This window comes from Pedobacter antarcticus, from assembly GCF_900103515.1.
Lineage (GTDB): Bacteria > Bacteroidota > Bacteroidia > Sphingobacteriales > Sphingobacteriaceae > Pedobacter > Pedobacter antarcticus.
The window spans coordinates 398,740-419,740 of sequence record NZ_FNGZ01000001.1 but is presented as its reverse complement, the minus strand read 5'-3'; the positions used below and the strand labels follow the sequence as shown (position 1 = coordinate 419,740).

At 39.6% G+C, this 21,001-nt stretch carries 18 protein-coding genes; 4 read left to right on the top strand and 14 right to left on the bottom strand.

Translation table 11 applies throughout. From position 1 onward, the window contains the following. Positions 1-17: 17 nt before the first annotated feature. From BLR53_RS01695 to BLR53_RS01675, 5 genes are all read right to left on the bottom strand, one after another. Positions 18-1,634, bottom strand: coding sequence for a PAS domain-containing sensor histidine kinase (locus BLR53_RS01695; protein WP_074586569.1), 1,617 nt, complete (start codon positions 1,632-1,634; stop codon positions 18-20). After that, positions 1,618-4,578, bottom strand: a complete 2,961-nt coding sequence (locus BLR53_RS01690) for a CheR family methyltransferase (RefSeq protein WP_074586566.1) — start codon at positions 4,576-4,578, stop codon at positions 1,618-1,620. The genes BLR53_RS01695 and BLR53_RS01690 overlap by 17 nt, the downstream gene beginning before the upstream one ends. 175 nt (positions 4,579-4,753) lie before the next feature. Beyond that, positions 4,754-5,410, bottom strand: a complete 657-nt coding sequence (locus BLR53_RS01685; RefSeq protein ID WP_074586564.1) for a response regulator transcription factor — start codon at positions 5,408-5,410, stop codon at positions 4,754-4,756. Positions 5,411-5,533: 123 nt separating this feature from the next. After that, positions 5,534-5,866 (bottom strand): DMT family transporter, encoded by a 333-nt coding sequence (locus tag BLR53_RS01680; protein WP_037438187.1) that lies wholly within the window; start codon positions 5,864-5,866, stop codon positions 5,534-5,536. An 86-nt stretch (positions 5,867-5,952) separates the two neighbouring features. Beyond that, on the bottom strand, positions 5,953-7,539 hold the full coding sequence (locus BLR53_RS01675; RefSeq protein ID WP_074586562.1) for a calcineurin-like phosphoesterase C-terminal domain-containing protein: 1,587 nt from the start codon (positions 7,537-7,539) through the stop codon (positions 5,953-5,955). Between the two features lie 372 nt (positions 7,540-7,911). On the opposite strand from BLR53_RS01675, the gene BLR53_RS01670 reads away from it, so the two are divergent. The 3 genes from BLR53_RS01670 to BLR53_RS01660 all read left to right on the top strand — a co-directional run bounded on the left by BLR53_RS01670 (position 7,912) and on the right by BLR53_RS01660 (position 10,537). Then, the gene (locus BLR53_RS01670; protein ID WP_074586560.1) at positions 7,912-8,883 is read left to right on the top strand and encodes a hypothetical protein; all 972 of its coding nucleotides are present in this window, start codon (positions 7,912-7,914) and stop codon (positions 8,881-8,883) included. 149 nt (positions 8,884-9,032) lie between these two features. Next, positions 9,033-9,479, top strand: a complete 447-nt coding sequence (locus tag BLR53_RS01665; protein WP_074586559.1) for a hypothetical protein — start codon at positions 9,033-9,035, stop codon at positions 9,477-9,479. 218 nt (positions 9,480-9,697) lie between these two features. Next, positions 9,698-10,537 (top strand): N-acetylmuramoyl-L-alanine amidase family protein, encoded by an 840-nt coding sequence (locus BLR53_RS01660; RefSeq protein WP_074586558.1) that lies wholly within the window; start codon positions 9,698-9,700, stop codon positions 10,535-10,537. A gap of 59 nt (positions 10,538-10,596) precedes the next feature. On the opposite strand, the gene BLR53_RS01655 is transcribed toward BLR53_RS01660, so the two are convergent. The 3 genes from BLR53_RS01655 to BLR53_RS01645 form a co-directional block, all read right to left on the bottom strand. Beyond that, on the bottom strand, positions 10,597-11,079 hold the full coding sequence (locus BLR53_RS01655; RefSeq protein WP_074586557.1) for a DUF4112 domain-containing protein: 483 nt from the start codon (positions 11,077-11,079) through the stop codon (positions 10,597-10,599). Positions 11,080-11,121: 42 nt separating this feature from the next. Continuing rightward, complete coding sequence (locus BLR53_RS01650) at positions 11,122-11,805, bottom strand: SIP domain-containing protein (protein WP_051759561.1); 684 nt, start codon at positions 11,803-11,805, stop codon at positions 11,122-11,124. A gap of 73 nt (positions 11,806-11,878) precedes the next feature. Beyond that, complete coding sequence (locus BLR53_RS01645) at positions 11,879-12,739, bottom strand: helix-turn-helix domain-containing protein (RefSeq protein WP_074586555.1); 861 nt, start codon at positions 12,737-12,739, stop codon at positions 11,879-11,881. Positions 12,740-13,137: 398 nt separating this feature from the next. Here BLR53_RS01645 and BLR53_RS01635 point away from each other — a divergent pair, with 398 nt between their 5' ends. Then, positions 13,138-13,830, top strand: coding sequence for an ATP-binding cassette domain-containing protein (locus tag BLR53_RS01635; RefSeq protein WP_074586550.1), 693 nt, complete (start codon positions 13,138-13,140; stop codon positions 13,828-13,830). Here BLR53_RS01635 and BLR53_RS01630 read toward each other — a convergent pair. The 6 genes from BLR53_RS01630 to BLR53_RS01605 form a co-directional block, all read right to left on the bottom strand. Beyond that, positions 13,779-14,597, bottom strand: a complete 819-nt coding sequence (locus BLR53_RS01630; protein ID WP_037438193.1) for a TerC family protein — start codon at positions 14,595-14,597, stop codon at positions 13,779-13,781. The genes BLR53_RS01635 and BLR53_RS01630 overlap by 52 nt on opposite strands. 111 nt (positions 14,598-14,708) lie before the next feature. Then, positions 14,709-15,650: a hydroxypyruvate isomerase family protein gene (locus tag BLR53_RS01625; protein WP_074586548.1), complete on the bottom strand. Its 942-nt coding sequence runs from the start codon at positions 15,648-15,650 to the stop codon at positions 14,709-14,711. Between the two features lie 36 nt (positions 15,651-15,686). Further along, positions 15,687-16,688, bottom strand: a complete 1,002-nt coding sequence (locus BLR53_RS01620) for an FAD:protein FMN transferase (protein WP_074586546.1) — start codon at positions 16,686-16,688, stop codon at positions 15,687-15,689. Between the two features lie 14 nt (positions 16,689-16,702). Then, positions 16,703-18,025, bottom strand: a complete 1,323-nt coding sequence (locus tag BLR53_RS01615; RefSeq protein ID WP_051759566.1) for a Gfo/Idh/MocA family protein — start codon at positions 18,023-18,025, stop codon at positions 16,703-16,705. A gap of 47 nt (positions 18,026-18,072) precedes the next feature. Beyond that, complete coding sequence (locus tag BLR53_RS01610) at positions 18,073-19,038, bottom strand: formylglycine-generating enzyme family protein (protein ID WP_074586544.1); 966 nt, start codon at positions 19,036-19,038, stop codon at positions 18,073-18,075. A 51-nt stretch (positions 19,039-19,089) separates the two neighbouring features. After that, the gene (locus BLR53_RS01605; RefSeq protein ID WP_074586541.1) at positions 19,090-20,970 is read right to left on the bottom strand and encodes a RagB/SusD family nutrient uptake outer membrane protein; all 1,881 of its coding nucleotides are present in this window, start codon (positions 20,968-20,970) and stop codon (positions 19,090-19,092) included. Positions 20,971-21,001: the final 31 nt, after the last annotated feature.

The following is a 21,001-nucleotide window of genomic DNA, read 5'->3' as shown; positions in this document are numbered from 1 at the left end:
GATTTAAAATCTTCATATTAGGAAAGGTAGGCGTCAACTCTAAATTGGATAGAGATCGCTGTGCCTTTAAGTGATGTCTGAAGATCCATATTCCCATTTAAAAGAAAAATCCTGTTTTTAATACCCCTTATCCCAGACCCCAGAGATAATGCAGATTCGATGTCCTGATTAAAACCGATCCCATTGTCTCTGACGAAAATTGTATATAAATCATCGCCTTGAGAAACAGTTATTTCTGAGAGAGATGCACTGGCGTGTTTTATACTGTTACTAACCAGCTCCTGTATAATTCGAAAAATATAGAGCTGCACTTCAGGAGTCATATTGTCTGCCGAACTATGTATATTGGTATTGATTGTAAATTTTGGTGTACTCAGGCGTTTCGCCATCTCCCTGATACCAGCTTTAAAACCAAAATCTCTTAAAACGGAAGGAGTCAGTTCATAAGATAAATCTCTTGTTTCCTGTATAGCCTGATCAAGTAACTGATTTATTTTATCGAAGTCATTTTTGAGGTTTTTAGTTAACTGTACATTCTGCAGATTTAACCTTATACCGTAAAGTATTTGACAAACACTATCATGCAACGCACTGCTAATTTGAGATCGTTCCTTCTCCTGTGCATCAATTGTGGCCGACATAATTAGTTTTTGCCGCTCAATTTTCAGATCTTCAGAAATCTTGGCTATTCTTTTACGCTCCGTAATATCTACAATAATACCAGCAAAATAGGCCGTGTAAACCTCCCTATTAATCTGATGCCCCTTTAAAGATATATTTTTTGTTTTCCCCGAGCTGGTCATAACTCTAAATTCCAGATCGAGATCTTCAGCCACATTAATTGTGTTGATGATGCTTCGTCTGACAACGGCATGATCATCCGGGTGAATTAAGTCCAGGAGGCTTTGAATAGTTCCATCAAAATCCCATACGTTTAATTCGAGAATTGAATAACTGAAGCTATCTAGAAATAACTTATTATTTCCTAACTCCATCGTCCAGGTTCCGGTACCAGAGGCTCTGAGTGTCATTTCCAGCCGATGAGTTGTATCCATTAATTTCTGCTGGGCACTTCTACTTTCGGTGATGTCGATTAAAGTCACATAGAATTTATTTTTTCTGGTAAATGTGTCAAAAACAGATATTCCTTCCATTCTTGTATACAGTTCTTTACCGCCTGGTATAAGCATTACAATTTCGCTACTCTGCTTAGTAAGGGTAGTCTGCAATTTATGCAGGAAGCTATAAAAAAGTTCCCAGTGATTCGGCGAGATATAACTTTGAAAAAGTTTTTCCCTCAGGTTTGTTTTTACCTGCCCAAGCAAGTCAGATCCAGTCTGATTTGCCTCTTCGATAATTCCAATATGATCTAAAATAAAGTATCCGACCGGAGCAAGGTTAAATAAGCCGGCAAATTTCGCCCGCTCACTTTCCAATAGCTGATAGGACTCAGAAAGTTCGTCATTCTGCATTTCCAGTTCCAACTGAAAGATCTCCAGTTCGCCCAGTAATTCGGCGAGTTCCTGATCGGTGATACCCTCTTTTACACCGGCTACAGGGACCGCAGTACTTTCTATGCGTTCACGAACTTGTGAGAGAAGACTCCCTTTATTATTGCTATTTTTCTTGTTCACACTCTTTCTCTATGAAGGTTATAACAGATACATAATGTTCCGCGGAAATATCTCTGGGTATATAGTTCACAGCAATTAGTAACTTTTTCAATCCTACGCCTTGAAAGTTATGCTGAAAATAAATTTCCGCTGGAGATCTATCCTTATGGAACAGGTCATTCAGCTTATTTGTATTCCATTGGGTGTGAACAATCTCCATGAAAAATTGTTCTTTTATTTCGTCTTCTCTCAGACGAAACATTACCAAAAACAATCTGTTAACAACTATTATTTTACCTTCATGATCAAGAATAACTGCCGCATCTTTTAAATCATCAACAGCATATTGGATATAGCCTAAAAGGCTTGAGAATTTACTTTCAAGCGCCTTAACAGGTGTAATTTTAGTAAAAGTTAATACTGCACCGCTTATAAAATTATCCATAGTTCTATAGGGCATAATTTTAAGATTGTACCATTCATTATTCCTGGTTTTAACTTCAAGCTCTTTACCATTTAACCTTTCTATCACTTCAAGAATGGTATTTTCAATAGCAGGATAATCGAAGTTTGATGCGATATGCGTGATCGAGCGACCGATGTCAGATCCAATTACATTAAATAATTTGTTAACCTGTGGCGTAAATCTCAGAATATTAAGACTGTTATCTAAAAAAATAGTTCCTATATCGGTATTATCGAGCAGGTTCTTCATATCATTATTCATGCGGGTAAGCTCTTCGGCTTTATTCTGATATTGAAGATTAATAGTCATCAGTTCTTCATTCAAAGACTGCATTTCTTCCTTGGTGGTTAAAGCTTCCTCATTGGTGCTCTGCAGTTCTTCATTCGTGCTCTGCAATTCTTCATTAGTAGATTTAAGCTCTTCCAATGAAGTTTCCATCTGCTCAATAGTGGTGAGCAATTGCTGTTTAGTATAAACCAATTCTTTTTCCAGCTCATCTACGACTGTACCGTGCTTTAAATTGGTAATTCCAATAATAGATTTTCTCTTTTTTACCGGTCCGCGATCAAAAAACACAAGGATATATAAATTATGCAACTGCATGTCATTCAGGTAATCGACGGTAAAATCTATAAGATGAACGATACCGTTATGCATAATTTTTAATCCGGTATAAGTAACTATATTCTTTTTTAACGCACACTGATGAAGAGCGTTGCCAAGCACATATCTAAGCTCCTCAATCACTACCTTATGTATATTCATCGATGCTTCACCGGAAGAAAATTTGAGATATTTCTCGACTGTTCCGTTTATATAAGAAATCTCCCCCTTTTCATCGACCAATAACGATGCTGGAGAATAGTTTTCAAGTAAAACTTTATGAAAACGTTCTGCAAGCAAGCTTTTCGAAACCGGCTTATGTTCGATACGTTTATTATTCTTGTCAATCTGGTTAGTAATATTAAATGGAAAGTCTATTAGTTTAGCTGTAGCCGGAGCACCATTCTTTCGCTCATACAATTTCCATTTAGAATCCAAAACCAAAAATGCATCATTATAAATACCAACAGACTCAGCAGGTCCAAGAAATAACATACCGCCAATATTAAGGGAGTAATGAAATATCGGCATTAACTTCTTTTGCAGGTCTGCCGTCAGATAAATCATTACGTTCCGACAGCACAGAAGGTCTAATCTGGTAAATGGGGCATCTTTAATGAGATTATGCTGCGCAAATACGATCATTTCGCGGACTTCCTTTTTGACAACATAACCGTTGTTTTTCTGTGAGAAAAAGCGTTCAAGTCTTTCTTCAGAAATTTCAGAAACTATATTAGAAAAATAAAATCCACTACGTGCGTGTTCAATCGCATTAGGATCTAAATCAGTTGCAAAAATCTGTACTTTCGGTAAAGGAGAGGTTTTTACTGTCGATAGAAACTCACTCACTAGTATCGCAATAGAATAGGCCTCTTCTCCTGTAGAACAGCCTGCTATCCATATACGGATCGGGTCGCTTTTTCCTTTAACGGATAATTTAGCATACAGCTGATCCTTTACGACGTCAAATGCCGGTTCATCTCTAAAAAACTTAGTGACCCCGATAAGTAACTCCTTAAAAAGCACTTCAATCTCCTGTGGATTCTCCCTTAAAAAATTCACATAATGAATATAATCCGGGAGCTGGTGATAAGCGATCCTGCGCTCCACACGCCTTGTAATAGTATTCTTTTTATATAAGGTGAAATCATGCCCGGTATGTGACCGGAGTAATAACAATATTTTATTTAAATGAGTAAGGTTATTCCGCTCATTGATCAGCTCATCTGCCCCTATAACCTTTAACACCGGGTGACTCAGGTATTGAATTAACTTACCTGGCATCTCTTCGACCGGAAGTATGTAGTCTGCCATACCGGTCGCTAAAGCTGCTGCCGGCATACTCGGATACTCCGCGGTCTCTGGAAGCTGAACCATTGTCATTCCGAGCTTCTCCTTAATCATTCTTATGCCCGTCTCCCCATCTGCACCCATGCCGGAAAAAATAATTCCTACAGCATAATTCCATTGATCTTCTGCCAGACTTTGCATAAAATAATCTATTGACATGTGGGCACCTTTCGGCCTCGATGCTTTAAACAACAACAGCTGTCCATTATGAATACCCATATCTGCATCCGGCGGGATAATATAGACGTGGTCAGGTGACAGCTTAACCCCGTCCTGTGCTTCTACCACCGGCATTGAGCAAGACTGCTGAAGAAGCCCCGCAACGTCCATATTCTGAGCAGGATCCATATGCATAATGACAACGAAAGCATAGCCACACCTCGCCGGAACGTGCAGAAAAAATTGCTCAAAGGAACTAAAGGATCCAGCGGAACCTCCCATTGCAATTATTGGGAAAAATTTGGGCTCATTATTTCTTTCGATATCAGCTACATTAAGCTCTGTCATTTCCCCGTCAACATATTTTCCGTTGTTTGACTTTTTCATGTCTTTAGCTTTTCAAATAAATAATTTAACTAATGTATGATTTATCTGCTAGCCGTGGGGGTTTAATGCAGGGAGCATCTGAAGCTGAAAAATAAAAAACCAGGTGTTCAATCTAATTAAAATAGGATTGAACACCTGGTTATAATTCGTTAAAGATATTTAAAAGCCAGTGTTTCTATTTAAGAATACCATTCTGATAGGCATACCGGATCAAAACAGCAGTATTTTTAACTCCTGTTTTTTCAATCAAAGCCTGACGATGGCCCTCAACAGTTCGTCTGCTAATAAACAGCTGATCAGAAATTTCGTTATTAGTCAAGCCTTCGGCGATCAGACCGAGTACTTCCATTTCCCTGGATGACAGATCAATCGCATACCCCGGCTTTGCAGTTGTAGTTTCAGATTGTTGAATTGCAGAATTCATATACTGGAAAGATAACTCGGCGCATAAATACTTTTGACCCTTGCTAGCCTGACGAATCGCAAAAACCAACTCATCTATCCCGACATTTTTAAGCAAATAACCTAACGCACCTTCAGCAAAGGCTTCGGTTACATATTTATAATTATCCAGCATCGATAGAATAACTACGTTCGAATTGAGCTTTCTGCGCGTAACTTCCTTTACCAGCGATAATCCATCCATTTCAGGCATATTCATATCTGCAAGAATCACATCGGCTTTGATTCCTGAATCAAGCATATCCAGAACCTGCTTTCCGTTAATTGCTTCACCTACAACATCAATAATGTCGGTTTTATCCAATAACATTTTAATGCCATCTCTGACAATGTGATGATCTTCAGCCAGGATAACTTTTAGAGTCTTCATATTCCGTTAATTTCGAAATTTAACAAAAGAAAACGGTTAAAGTTTTTATTCTTTTACTTAAACAAGATTTAAGAAAAAACTGCGTCTGGGACTAATTCAATCACGCTTTTTTTTTGCTGGCAATTAGTGACCTGCAGTTTTCGAATAAAGGTTAATAACTAAAACACCACCGATAATCAATAGAATACCAATAATTGCTGGTACATCCGGACGTTGCTTATATATCAGTACACCCATAATGGTAACTAATACGATCCCTATTCCTGACCAAAGTGCATAAGCTATACCAAGCTGCATATTTCTAAGCACGAGACTCAAGAAGTAAAACGCAATTCCATAGCCTGTTATGACGGCAACCGACGGCCAGAAGCGCGTGAACTCCTCCGATGCTTTTAAGGCTGTTGTTGCTATAGTTTCTGCAAAAATTGCTATTAAAAGAAATATATACGTTTTCATTTGCTCGGTATCAACTGGTATCTGACAAAGATCGTGTTTTTATTTAAAAACAAACCGGGTTCACATCGCTCGCTTACCTATCTTAATTATTTTATTTCTTTTGCTGCCTCAAGGCGATAACTGCTTTTTTGAGTAAATATGCGGCCAAACATATCTTCTGCTTTTACTTCAATATTATGTTCGCCCGCATCAAGTTTGACAGGAATCGATCCTTTCCAGAGATGTGTGCTTTTCTCTGCACCTGAAGGACGTCGTCCTGCCATTAACTCGTCAGCGTTATCCCATCGTCCCAAAGACTGGATAAAGTCCGGATCCGCAGCTTCCTCATAAACCATCGGCTTCCACTCACCCTGGTCTACCCTGTACATTACTTTGTTTCCCTGGTGTCCCATAAAGAAGTTCGCATATATCGCTGCAGCTGTATTTCTTCCAAGGGCAACTACTTTGGGATGATAAATTTTAATCTGATAATCATCTGGCTGACCAGCAACCTTATAATCTATAGTATAGTTATTTCCTTTGACATTTAAAAACGCATATCCTTTTGGTGTGCCGTCACGCATAGTTGAAACCGGAATCCCCTGAGCATTAAGTTCTCCGGAATACCTGTCACCGGAGGTAGTTCCTGCATTGTACTCATGATGTGGGCTTTCTTGTCTCCAGCCGTCTTTAGCGGTATAAAAATTTTGCCTTTGCAAATGCGTATGTGCAGAGATGGACAAAGTATTCGGAAAATCCTTTAACAGATCGAAAAGTTCCTGACGGTCCTGTGGCCGGAACGTAGTTTCTCCACCCATTTGTAGCAGTGGTATGTGGAATGCAAGTACTATCAGTTTAGTTTTGTCAACGGTTTTTAGGTCATTAGTTATAAAATCCAGCTGATCTTTACGAAACCCTGCCCAATAGCCGTTATTGTCTCTTGGATCGGGATAGAGAATATTATCCAGTACGATAAAATGTGCCTTTCCATAATTAAACGCATAATTTGCGGGACCAAAGTTGGCTTCAAAAGTCTCATCTGAAAGTGAGTCTGTAACCGCATCGTAATTCATATCATGATTACCTATCAGGTTGTACCAGGGCAAACCTGTTTTGCTAACAGCTTTGATATAGGGTTGATGCAACGAAAGATCGTCACCGGCAAGGTCTCCCAGACTTAAGCCAAATAATGCCTTTTTCGTACTTTCTACCTCCGACACCACTCCTTTTGCGAAAAAATCTATTTCCTGCAGTGTGTAAGCCTGAGGATCACCAAAGATCAGTGCTGTAAAATTTTCAGGCTCTTTAGATTCTTCTAAAGCGAAGTTTACTAATTCAGGTAATTTACCAGTGGGTTTACTCCCCTTAAAGTTGAGTTCGGGAGATCCCGAAGGTTTATGAATATAATAATATTGCGGTTGGTTAAGTCCATTCAGCGGTACACTATATCCCGCAGGTTTAATTACAAACAGGATGTTGTCATTGGACACCGGAAGCATGTATTTCCCTTGCCTATCGGTTGTGGTAACCAGCATTCCATTACTTACCGTCACACCGGCAATGCCTGGCTCCTGTTTGTCACGTTTACCGTTTCCATTATGGTCAAGATAAACATAACCGCTTGCCTTTTCCTGGGCGAATAAACTGCTGACACAGAGTAATCCGACCAGCGTAAGCTTCATTTCTAACTTCATAAAGGTTTTAGATTTATTATACTTCCAAAAGTCGGGTAAACATAAAACCTCTATGTTATCGTGATATTATTTTTTAAATGTGTGGTCTTTGAATTTATACTCGCTGAGCTCCCGGATTCTTTTTAAGACACGTCTCGGTTTTAATTCGCACAGGCATCTATAATAAGATAGAAGCAAACTCAATTTTTGAAATAAACTGTTGTTCATATAAAAGATATAAGGTGAATGTTGTTGAAAAACATCTGCAAACAAATCGGAATCCCGGCACGAAATATGAACTAGAGGGCAATTAGAAGTATATTTGATATTTTGAACGCACAAAGGATTAATTAGCGGGAAAAATTGATCTACATTGAAAAAACACTAAAATTTATGTTTAAAACAAAATGGAAAACAGAAGCTGACCGGATTATTCTGCAGCCTAATCTGATTCTCAATGCCTTTGGTATTTTATTTCTGCTGATTTTTATTGGCCTGGGTATTTATACTCAGAATGAATTACTTTCCAATTCCAGAACACTGACGTTTTATTTTATCATTTTCGGTTCAGTGCCTGTCCTTTTCTTCCTATTGGCTAGAAATCAGATCATCTTTGACCGTATAGACCAGAAACTGTATGTAAGACTGTTTGGCCTTTTTACCATCCGGTCTGTGCCCTTTGATAATATTGCGGCTGTGAATGCTTTATACCTGTACGGGACAGCTTTTAATTTTCAGGTTTTTAAAAAAACCGACAGACATGGAAAAGGAATAAGAATCTCCTCTGGTTATGGAAAAGAAACCGATAAGAATGCGATCGCTTTTACTGAAGAGGTATTCCCCTTAATTGAAGATTTTCTAAAAGATGTTTTCACAACAGAACCGGCACCTGAAGCAATTACCACATTTGAGTACTATACCTTAGATCAGGGTGTTTACACGCTAAAATTCCGTGCTGCAATAAATGCCGTCTTAGGTGTTACTTTGGTTATTTGGAGCGTATATTCTTTTTTTAGCACAAATGCGCTCTCCTTGAATAACCCACTGCTCATTACTTTTATCCCGTTTATCTTCGGATTACTCATCCTTATTGGTGCCAATAATAAAATCATTTTTGATACTAATAGTCGGACGATACTCAAAACGACTATGGGAGGAATAAAAAAGAAAGAGTACCCATTCAGTGCCTATTTGGGTTTTAGCATTATTCGTAAGACGACAAATTTCATCTATTCGGGAACTGACGCTGGAATAAAAATTGACACACAGGATGGTAACCATAAGGTATTAGTATTAAAAGCTTTTAATCGCACGAAAAAAATTGAGCGTTTTATATTGGAGACCGAAACTATTCTCCATAAATAATTAGATTTTGAATTATCTGAAGGCTAACAGGAGTATTTAAATTTTAATCGCTTAAATTCTAAATTTTAGCTTTTCTGGAATGATAGATTATTTATAAATTAGCGCTGTTTAAACCGCCGGGTGACGGCGCTATTTTAATTTAAAAGGAAATGAAGAAATATTTTTTAGTACTTGCTCTATTTTTCGGTATCACTACGTATACCAACGCACAGCAAAAAGTGCCTACAGCTACAGAGCTTACGGCTAAAAGTATTGACGCAATGGATAAAAGGCTTAAATTAAATCCTACCCAGAAAAATATAATCTATAATTATACATTAGATATGTATAAAGAGCAGCTTGCTATTTCAAAAAAGCAACAGAATGGTACGTTTACTGAGAACGATGTCGCCAGATCTTATAAATTACAAAATGAAAACACCGAAAAAATCAGAAGTATTTTAAAAGGTGAACAACAGACTGAATACGACAAATTTGTCGAAGAACAATTGCGTGGCGGAAAGAAAAAGAAAAAAGGAAAACAAGCTAAAGAAGAAGAGGAAGAAGTTGTTACAGGTATTTCCGGTTTAATTTTACCCGCAAAAACACCCTATTAAACCCCATACACTTTAGGAAATACCAGACCTGGTTCTTCGTATGAAGCTGATCAGAATAAAAGGTTATAGTGTTTTTTTTTACTTGGATTAAACTTTTCGCTGCTTTACAACTCTCTCCAGTATAAGCATAATGATAAAATAGGTTGGATAATTCGACGTTATCATTATAAATTTGAAGCTAACACACACATTTCACCTTATATAACCGTAACACACACATGCCCGGGCAAGTTATTTTTAAGATTAAAACCATACGCATATTTTTTACCGCTTTATTTATCAGCACCACAGGATTGGTTCATGCACAAACCTATACCCCCGCCCCAACCCCAGCGAAGCCAATAACCATAGTTCTGGATGCAGGCCATGGTGGTAAAGACGGCTCTACCAGAGGTGTATATTCGAAAGAAAAGGATGTAGCACTGAGCGTTGCACTGGCACTTGGCGAGAATATTCAGAAAGAAATACCAAATGCAAAAGTAATATTCACACGAACTGAGGACGTATTCATTCCCCTTTATGAGCGAATCGATATTGCTAACAGAGCACATGCAGATCTTTTCATCTCCATTCACTGTAATTCCATGCCCTCTAATATGCGAGGCCGAACTTTAACTAATGGTGTGGAAACATTTGTTTCCGGATCTGGTCGAATGGGTGAACAAGATGTCGCTATTCGTGAGAATGCTTCAATCCTGCTAGAGAAAGATTATAAAGAGAACTACGAAGGCTACAATCCAAATGATCCTGAGAGTTTTATTATTCTCTCACTAATGAAAAACGGCTTCCGCAGACAGAGTATTAAACTTGCTACTTTAATTCAAAGTCAGTATGTTTCTGCAGGCCGCGTGAACCGTGGAGTAAAAGAACAAAGTTTGGCTGTACTGGCAAGAGCAGGGATGCCAGCGGTACTTACAGAGATCGGGTTTATAAGCAACCCGGATGAAGAAGATTATATGAACTCCCCTGAAGGGCGTAGAGAGATTGTTCAAAATATTACAACTGCAATCACTGAATATAAAAACCAAATGCTGATTAATCCGGCACCAAATCCATAAACCTGTTTTCAGATTAAAAATAAAGGGCAGATGTTTTTAAAAACATCTGCCCTTTATTTTTAAAAGATATGTACAAACCAGCTGAGCATCGCCCACAATGCCCACAATAGTCCGGCAAACATGATTGTTAATATTATTAATGCAAGAATTAAGGTATTCCTTCCGCTACCTTGATATTTTCCTTCTAAATAATGCGCTTTCATCAAACGCAGGTTACGGCTATTAGCTTTAAAAAAGAAATCAAATACTTGCCCGATTAATGGTATTCCGCCAATGACAGCATCCAGAAAAATATTGATACACATAAGCACAACAATCTTGCTACCAATACCTTTTCGTGCCATCGCCATCACCAAACCACCAGAAATGAGAAAACCACTAATATCTCCGGCGAAAGGAAACAGATTAATCAAAGGGTCCAAACCAAATCTAAAATTTGTACCGGGCAGGCGGAACTGTTCATCCATCAGGTAAACAAGTTTCCTGATCCAGGGAAATTCAACTAATTGAATATTCTCTTTTTCGTTTTTATATAGCGGCATTTGAACTAAACGGATTCGGGAAGCTAAATGTTTTAACAACAACTAACTCCAGAAGCCCTGTACTTTTACTTTGCCCGTAAAGTCTTTTCGAATTCTAAGGTTTTTCCTCAATTCTACTATAGTGGGGATATGTCCGGCGAGATACACAGTTTCGTTATCCAAATCCTGTTTATCTAGCCAGGAAACTAAAGAGTAGTCCCAGCTTTGCTCATGTACAGGCTGAAATAAGGTATCAAAATAGGATCTGAATTCCTGGACATGGCTTTTCAAACTAAACCCGATGGCTCCTTGCAGTTCTCCTATACCCAGAGCTAACTGTCTCAAGGCAAGAAAATGTCCCAGGCTGGACTGGTCACCGATAACCAGTATATCTCCGTCTACGGGTTTATGTAATGTAGACCCGATACCCATATAATCCAATGTAGCCCCCGCTGTAAGTGAGGCGGCCCATTGACTGCCGGGCCCATAATGTGCCGCACTAATCATCAATGTACAGGTACAGGTAATTGGGTCCCATAGTGTTGGTGTATAATCCCGATAGGTATATGGTGCAACCTTAACCTTAATATGTTGCACCGACTGCCATTTATACATATTCACACCTGGCAAATGGACATCTATTTCGTGAAACGTTGCCGGTTCCCAGCTTCTGACAGCTAGAACGGTACCGGACTTAAGCATGCTGTTTTCAATCAGCTGCATTGCTTTTTTCTGAATTATATTCATAACCAAGTTTATATCAACAAATCAAGGCAAAACACAAGGTTATTTCAAGGGCAAAAACATGGGAATGATTGGACTATCCGTGGTATTTTCTGCGAAATTCTAACGGTGAGGTTCCGGTATTACGAGAAAAAAGTCTATTGAAATAGGCATAGTCGGTATAACCCAGTTCATCGGCAATCTGGTTAATATTCAGGTCAGTATAGCATAACAGACGCTTAGCTTCTAATAAAATGATGTCTTTAATCCAGTAGCTTACAGGAAAACCGGTCACTTGTTTTACAACTTCATTCAGATAGGACAAAGACAGGCATAATGCTCTTGCATAAGCAGCCGGCTGTTTAACTTCCCTGAAATCCCTGGAAAGTGCAAGTTTAAAAGCATTAGAAATGGAAACCGGCCGCGAAGGCTTGCTTGCCGTTTGCACCAAAGAGGACTCAATTGTACCTGCAAAAAAGCCTGTATAAGCTTTTACCAGTAATGATAAACTGTCACGGTGAAATCTTGCATGAAGCTTATTATGATGTACTTCACTGATCAACTGTATTGTTTTTTCAACTAACTGCAGACATTCTTTTTCCGGATAAAGTGGAAGCATTCCCTCGCAATTTTCGAAAATAAGCCTGAATTTGTCGTCTATAAGCATTTTATCCAATGCAAGGATCCATCCAGTGATGCCGCTACAGTTTTGAACCTGATGAACCTGCCCTGATCGCACTAACATTAAACCTGCACCTTCGAGAATCATTGATTTAAAATCAACTTCGAATACGCTGGTGCCACTCTGCTGAAAGATAAAAATGTAATGTTCATCTCTGTGTACAGGCATAACAGCTTCGGGTCCAGATGTAAAATCAAGAAATTGCATGACTTCAAGCCCATTTGTGGTGCCTTCAGGCAGTTGAAATACAGGAATAGATTTTACATTTTTTTTCATTCGTGCTAAAATCAAATCTATAAAGGAAATGCTTACCTTCAAGCACCAGATGCACAATTATTTTAAAAAAATTCATTTTATAGGCCGTTTCTTTCAAAGCTTATGTATTCCACTGCTGATTTGCAGCTTTTTTTGTTGCTTTACCTTCTGGATTTATGGCGCAGTTACAATTCCTGTTATCTGCTGGTTTAAAATAATTTCTACCATAATTTTCATTTTGTACAGCTTTAATTATCAGCAGCAGCAACTTTATTATTATTATAATTTGGGAGCATCTAAATTGCAACTCGGCGCCGGAGTTTTTATTCTCGACATGCTTATATTTATCCCAACATTGCTCTTCTTATTATGAGTCCAAAAAAAGATCCGAATGGAGTTGTTAACGTAAGCGTCAAGTTTTGAGAGATACACTTGAAGCAGATAGTATCGTATTTGAAGTTGGAAGGAGACGAATTCTGTCCGACATATATATTAAAATAGAAACTGGTCGGATTACCGGGCTCTTAGGGAGAAACGGGCAGGGAAAAAGCACCTTGATGAAAATTCTTTTTGGAACGCTCACACCAATGACCAAGTCGATACGTGTCAATGGCCATTATATCCATAAACCATATCTGGAAAGGGGCTTAATAAGCTACCTGCCGCAATTCAACTGCGTTCCCGCAGACAGAAAAATCATTGACCTCTTTAAAGATTTCGAACTCGATTACGACGTTTTTGTTTCCAGATTTTCTCATATAGCATCCGGCAGCAATCTAAAATTCAGGCAGCTATCGGGTGGTAGTCGCAGATTTATAGAGACCTACCTGTTGTTGTTCACTCCGGGATCTTTCGCTTTACTGGACGAACCTTTCAGTCATCTTAGTCCCGTTATAATTCAGGAAATGAGTCTATTAATTAGAGAAGCGAGCAAGCAAAAAGGAATACTAATCACTGATCACTATTATGAGGAAACTCTCCGAATCAGTGACCAGCTCTATATATTACAGAACGGAAAAATAAAACCAGTACAGTCAAGTGAAGAATTGGATGCTTCGTGTTACCTGCCACTCTCCTGTTCTTCCATAACAGTATTTAAGTCTTCATCCTGATGCGGAATATGCTTCTTCGGAAAATTGAATATTAGAGAAGATAGGACAGGCAAAACGAAAATCAAAACTGTAAATACCGATACCATCATATCTGTATGCTCTGAATCAATCCATCTGGAAATTCCATTGTCCGGATACAAATGGGTAAAAAATGACGATGTAAGTTTTAAACCCAGAACACCAATCACAATAAACGCAATCGTTTCCAGAAAGGTGAATTTCTCCATCAGTTTCACAAATGCCTGTGCGACAAAACGCATCGCCAGAATACCAATAAATACCCCGATATAAATAAGATTGATATTATCGGTAAACGCTACGGCAGCGAATACATTGTCAATGGAAAAGGCAAGATCCATAATTTCCACCAGGGCAACAGTAGCCCAGAATGTCCCCATTAACCCTACTGTAGAGCGGTAGAACCAGCTCTTTTGTTTATCAACAACTTCAGTTTCTTCCTTTTTCCCATGCTTTTTAAGGAGGTATGAAACGGATAGATACAGCAGATATAATCCACCGAGCGGCTTTAGCCACCAGATCTGGACGAGCCAGGCTGCAAGCAATAAACAGATTCCGCGGAACACATAAGCGCCGATTATCCCATATTTCAATGCCTTTTCGCGCTGATGTTTAGGCAGATCCATTACCATTGTTGCTAATACTGCTGCGTTATCTACCGACAGTAAACTCTCAATAATAATCAAGTTTAGAATAATTAACAGAGCCGCATTTATATCATCTCCAAGTATGCTGTGAATAAAATCCATGTTGTAGTTTTGTTCTGCTAATTTAAGATAAAAAAAATATCCCCGGCTTTGTAAAACGGGGATATCTGTGTTTAATACGATGATATTTAATGCAGCGGTATAAAATTGATTTTAAACCAGGAATGCATCAACCTCTCGGTAGGCTTGTATCACACTTTGCTCCCCTTCTTTTCCAGGTTTAGAATTACCGTGCTCCATGCCCATAACGCCTTTATAACCTTTAGTATGAAGATGCTTAAAAAGGTTCTTATAATTGATCTCACCAGTTGTCGGTTCTTTTCTTCCGGGATTATCTCCAATCTGGATATATGCTATCTCATCCCAGCAACGGTCAATATTTACCATCAGATTTCCTTCTGTCTTCTGCATATGATAAATATCATAAAGAATTTTGCAAGATGGACTATTTACTGCGCGACAGACATTATAGGTCTCATGAGTCTGCTGTAAAAAGAGTTCCGGCGTATCGCTCAAAGTCTCCAGTACCATAATTAATCCATGTGGCTCAAAAATCTTTGCACCAGCGCGCATCGCTTCAACAACATTGGCCATTTGTATGCCGTAAGGAAGTTTCCGTTCATAGAATCCAGGTACAACAGTTAACCATTTGGCATTACACCTTTTGGCAGCCTCAACAGAAGCCTTACATGTTTTAGTAAATACATCAAGAAATTCCTTCTTTCCGGTTGTAAGGGAAACCTTCCAGTTATCTCCGCCATCTACAACAAAAACACCCATTCTCATACCCAATTTCTCTAGTAGCTTCCCAATTTTAACCTGCTCATCAACAGGTCTGTTGAGATAACCATTATCTTCGATAGACCGGAAACCATGATCATACATAAACTGAATCTGATCCAGAAAACTTTTCCCAGCTGAATTGGCAAACATACCCTCGTGCGGGGCATAATCCAGATTGAATGTCTTTTCAGCTGCTAATCCTGCATTACTGTTACTTGCCTGTATATCCGCTGCTGCCGAAGTCAGCGAGAACCCCATAACCAGTGAACCTGTAGCTACCAGGCTATTCTTTAAAAACTCATTTCTGTTCATTGGTATTTTTTTTTGTAGTCAAATTAAAATATACAATTAGTTGATAATCATTCTGCTGAACCCGGGGCTCATCATTTCATCAATACTGCCATCGGCTTTCCTGTAAATCAAATAAACCTCCATTCCCGGGATGAGTTTTATAAATTCAAGCACTGCTTTCGGTTCCATTGCCATCAATGCATTATCATACCCATCTGCAGTTAATGCATCATTTGCGTACACTGTCACGCTTATCAATCGATTATCCAGGGGATAACCAGTAACAGGATTGATCAAATGGCTCACCTTATGTCCGCCCTGTTCCAGGAATTTACGATAATTACCTGAGGTGGTGACAGCTCCTTGATCAAATGTGATCACATGTCTGATAACTGGCTCAGCTCGTGATTTTAATGATGGTCCTTCAACACCGATTCTAAACCCTTCACCGTCCGGCTTTTTCCCCTGCATCCGCAGTTCTCCACCGATCTCAGCTATGAAAGAAGTAATCCCTTTTGCCAGCATATAATCCGCCACCAGATCTACAGTGTAACCCTGGGCGATACCATTTAAATCTATCTTTATTCCCTTCTTTTTACGTTGAAGTAAATCTCCACGGATAGTCAGATTTTTCATCCCGACGGTCTTTAAAATCTCTCTGATTTCAGCACTGTCGGGAAAATGTTGTACTGGCTTTGCGCCAAAGCCCCAGGCTTGTACGAGTGGTGCTACCGTTATATCAAACCTACCTTGTGTTAAATGGTAAACCTCAAAAGATTTCTCAATCACCTTTGACATATGTCCATCCATTTGCATATCCGAAGAGCCAGCGTTGAAAATAGAAATACGGGAATCAGATCGGTATAAGGACATTGAAAGATCGATTTCCATTAAAATACTGTCAATTTCCGCTTGTTCAAGCAAAGGTTTACTGGCATAATAACTAATGGAATAATCCGTTCCCTGCGCCAGTCCCTTTAGTAAAAATAGCTGCTGTGCATTTCCCTTTACGAGGCAAATACACAGCAGCAAAAGCACCAGGCTTAAATGTTTATACATTTAACCAATATGAATTAAAGTACTTTGGTTTTTCCAGGCATTGCAATCGGATAAAGTCCGTTTTCATCTGGCAAAACTTTAGGTTTGGCAGACCAGCTGAGCTGGTCAGGAAACAAACTATTATTTGCTTTCAAAGCTTCATCCCATTTGATTGTCTGACCTGAATAGGTTGCATAACGACCTATAATAGCGGTAAGACAACTTTTCGCACCACGTTCTGCATCACTGAATTTATATTCTCCTTTGGAAATTGCATCAAACAACTCGTCGTGCTCAGTCTGATAAGGATTAGCATTACCCTTGGTCGGATGGCTAAAAATTTCTTTTCCTTTATGATCCCATAATATGCCTTGGTTACCTGCCGAAAGATAGGTACGGCCTTTTGTTCCCTGGAATGTCTCGTCTACCCTGTTCTCTGTGCCTTCAAAGTGACGACACTGGCTATATATAACAGATCCGTCGGCGTAGGTTAATTCCACAGCATGATTATCGTAGATCTCACCATAATCTTTGCCAGTTCTCCAGGCTCTGCTACCTGTTCCCTGCACAGATACTGGATAGGCATTTTTAACCCAGTTAGCAATGTCTATATTATGAACGTGCTGTTCTACAATATGGTCACCACATAACCAGTTGAAGTAATACCAGTTACGCATCTGATACTCCATTTCTGTTTGCTGAGGTTGTCTTTTCTTTACCCAAACGCCCCCACTATTCCAATAAACCTGTCCGCTATAAATATCACCTATTGCACCGTCCTGAATTCTTTTCATGGTCTCCCGGTAATTGGCCTGATATCGGCGCTGTAAACCAACAACGACATTGAGTTTTTTCTGTTTTGCAATCTCCGCTGTAGCCAGGACTTTACGGATACCCGGTGCATCAACTGCAACTGGTTTTTCCATAAATACATGTTTGCCCTGTTTTACTGCTTCCTCAAAATGGGACGGACGAAATCCGGGAGGCGTAGTCAACAGGACCACATCGGCAAGTGCGATGGCTTTCTGATAAGCATCAAAACCGGTAAAACGTCTTTCTTTAGGTACGTCAACTTTAGTCTTAAACTTATCGGATAATATTTTATAACTACTTTCCATCCGGTCTTCGAAAGCATCAGCCATAGCGACAAGTTTCACATTGGCTTTTGTACTTAAGGCCTGAAATGCTGCACCTGTACCGCGGTCCCCGCAACCTATCAGTGCAATCTTAATTGTATCGTCTACACCCGAATGCCCGGCAGCAAATGCAAACTGATTCAAAAAAACGCCACCTGCAAGTAACGCCGAGGTCTTAATAAAATCCCTGCGCTTATCGCGCAATTCTTCATTTTTAATCATTTTATCTGTGGTTCTTAGTTCAAGTTTTATTATATATATATGTATTTCTAATAATCCTGGATTACGGGCTGGTCATAGTAAGCCTTTATTTCTGCTTCGGAGGGCGGAGTAACTGGTCTCACCAGACGCATTCCAATAAAAGGAGCTTCAGGGAACCACCAATTGCTTTTAGGAATCTGCGGATCCAGCTGTTTCCAAACAGGATCAGAGCCCAACCTGGCTGCAGAACGCAATTCAGAAGGCTGATCTTCGTAAGATCCCCCACGAATACTATGCGCATACAATTCTGTAGGCACAGCTAAAGGGTCCTTCAGTTTATCACCCTTTAAACCTGCATAAAAATCCGGAAGATATTGATCCCAGGTCCACTCAGAAACATTGCCGTGCATGTCGTACAATCCCCATGCATTAGGCTTCTTTGTTCCGACCTTATGGGTCTTACCGTCGCTATTACCTTTATACCAGGCATATTCATTCAAAGCCTCAGGATCGGCACCAAAACTGAACTCTGTAGTACTACCTGCACGGCAAGCGTACTCCCATTCTGCTTCAGTAGGCAATCTATAAAATACTCCTGTTCTGGCATATAGCCATTTACAATACTGTATTGCATTGTAATTAGTCATCGCTAATGCCGGGTGGCCTTCCTTTCCCATTCCAAATGTCATATCCAGATAGGGCTTAGTCGGTCTGGTAACCGCATCGACTGCAGCCGGTACTGCCGAAGTACTGTGGTTCACCTCATAATCTTTATACAGAAACGGTTCATAAAGATCCCAGGTCAATTCATACGTTGCCATCCAAAAAGGTGATATTGTAACTTCATTTACAGGCTTTTCGTCTGCCTTTCCGTTATTACTGCCCATCTTAAATTTACCCGCAGGAATAGCCTGCATACTGAATGATAAATTTGTACCGCTGATTTTCTGTTCGTAAGGTTTCTGGGTCTGTGCAACAACGGTTTGCAACCCTAAGAGTAGCGGAAGGAAAAATACTTTTTTGTTAACTTTCATATTTTATGCTAGGATAACGCCTGAGGAAATACCTCAGGCGTAAATTGGATATTAATACCCTGGATTTTGCAACAGCTCTTTGTTACGGTTAATCTCGTCACGACTAAATGGTCTGAAATACAATTTATCATTCCAAGCTCTGTTTTCCTGTGCTGTTTCGACAGTAGGTGTATACGTATACTGATAAACTGCAGGATCGTAGTGATATGGTGCATTTTGTGTTTTACCATCTTTAAATTTACCACTTACTTTGATATATGTCGTTTTTCTGCCAAGCGTTTCATTTGCAATCATCCACCGGCGTGCGTCATGATAACGATGCTCTTCATAAACAAGCTCTATACGGCGTTCATGCTGATAGATCTTCCTCATTTCATCCTGAGAAGTAATACTGATTGCTGGCATTCCTGCTCTGAAACGGATACGGTTTAACCATAATACCGCCTGATCCAGCTGCCCCAACTCTATACTGGCTTCCACATAATTTAACACAGCCTCTGTATATCTGAAAAATGGCCATGGAACAAATTGTGGCATAGAGGATTCTATGATTGCAGGATCTGGATCAATAAATTTATGCGTATAATAACCTGTCCAGCTTCCGTTCCAATTCTCGATTTCACTACCCCGAGTATCCAAACCTTTAAATAAAGTCTTGGTACCGGATTTCATCAAATCATATTCACCGGTCTGTATCTGGTTAGCCGGATCAACATTTCCTGACACCAGGTTTCTCGGCTTCCACTTCGCACCGTCATATAATACAGTTGCATAAAAACGGGGATCACGGTCAGTATAAGGGCTAGCCTTCTGTGCAGCATTATTCCAGCTAAATTTGCTGCCATCCTGCATTTCGTAGTCATCTACTAATAAACCAATAGGCGTATTTCCTGCCCAATTATGATAGCCATTCGGACCATTTGCGCGACCATAACGCATATCACTGCGGTCAATAAAATATCTGGCAAATAATAGCTCGGAGGCTGCAGCAGGATCTACTCCCGGAGCCTTACTTCCTCCGCCCATAGCTATACTCTTATAATTACGCTGACCTTCTTCAGCTGTTGCCTTCGCAGTCAGGTTCATCTTATAGCCCGAACCGCTGTTCATTACTTTCAGTGCTGCATCCTGAGCTGCTTTCCATCTGGAAGTACGGTCACCAGTGGTATAACCTAGATATTCAGGATTAGCATAACCTGCAATCACTATAGATTTTGCTTTTGCAGTCGGTATATCATGCAAGTCACTCGCCGCATAAAGCAGAATTCTTGATTTAAGTGCGTCTGCTGCCAGAGATGAAGTCCTTCCTTTAGGTAGGTTTTTACCAGTAAGTAGTTTTTCGGCTGCATCACAGTCCAGTAAGATCTGATTTACACATTCTTCAAACGTGGCACGTTTGGCAGCAAAATCATCATCTAATGCATAACTGCGCAAGATTAGCGGTACACCGCCCTGAAAACGAACTAACTGATGGTAAAAATAAGCCCGCAGGAAATGTGCTTCTCCTAACATCTGATCTTTAATCGCTTTATCTGAGATACCATTATTTTCGTCAGTGCCGAGTCGCTCGATAGTGATATTACAAGCCCGGATCTTATTGTACATTCTACTATATTCCCAAGTATCATTTACCCAACCCAACGTAGTTGGATTAATTGTACCTGAATTGATCAGGTCTATACCACGGTTAGGGTGAGTGAATAAGGACTCATCGGAGACAGAAGAAAGCATCTCTTCTGAAAACCCACCGACGTTAAGTCCATTATAGATATCTGTCACAAAAGCCTGAGCTAATCCTGCATCTTTCCACACCAGTTCTGCACTAATTTGCGTTGGTGGTGAAACAGAGAGGAAGTCTTTTTTGCAACTGCCGGACATCAGCGCGACGAATGCGAAGGTTGCTATATATGTATTTTTAAAAATTGGTTTCATAACTGAATTTTTTTCTTTTACCTGTACTTGA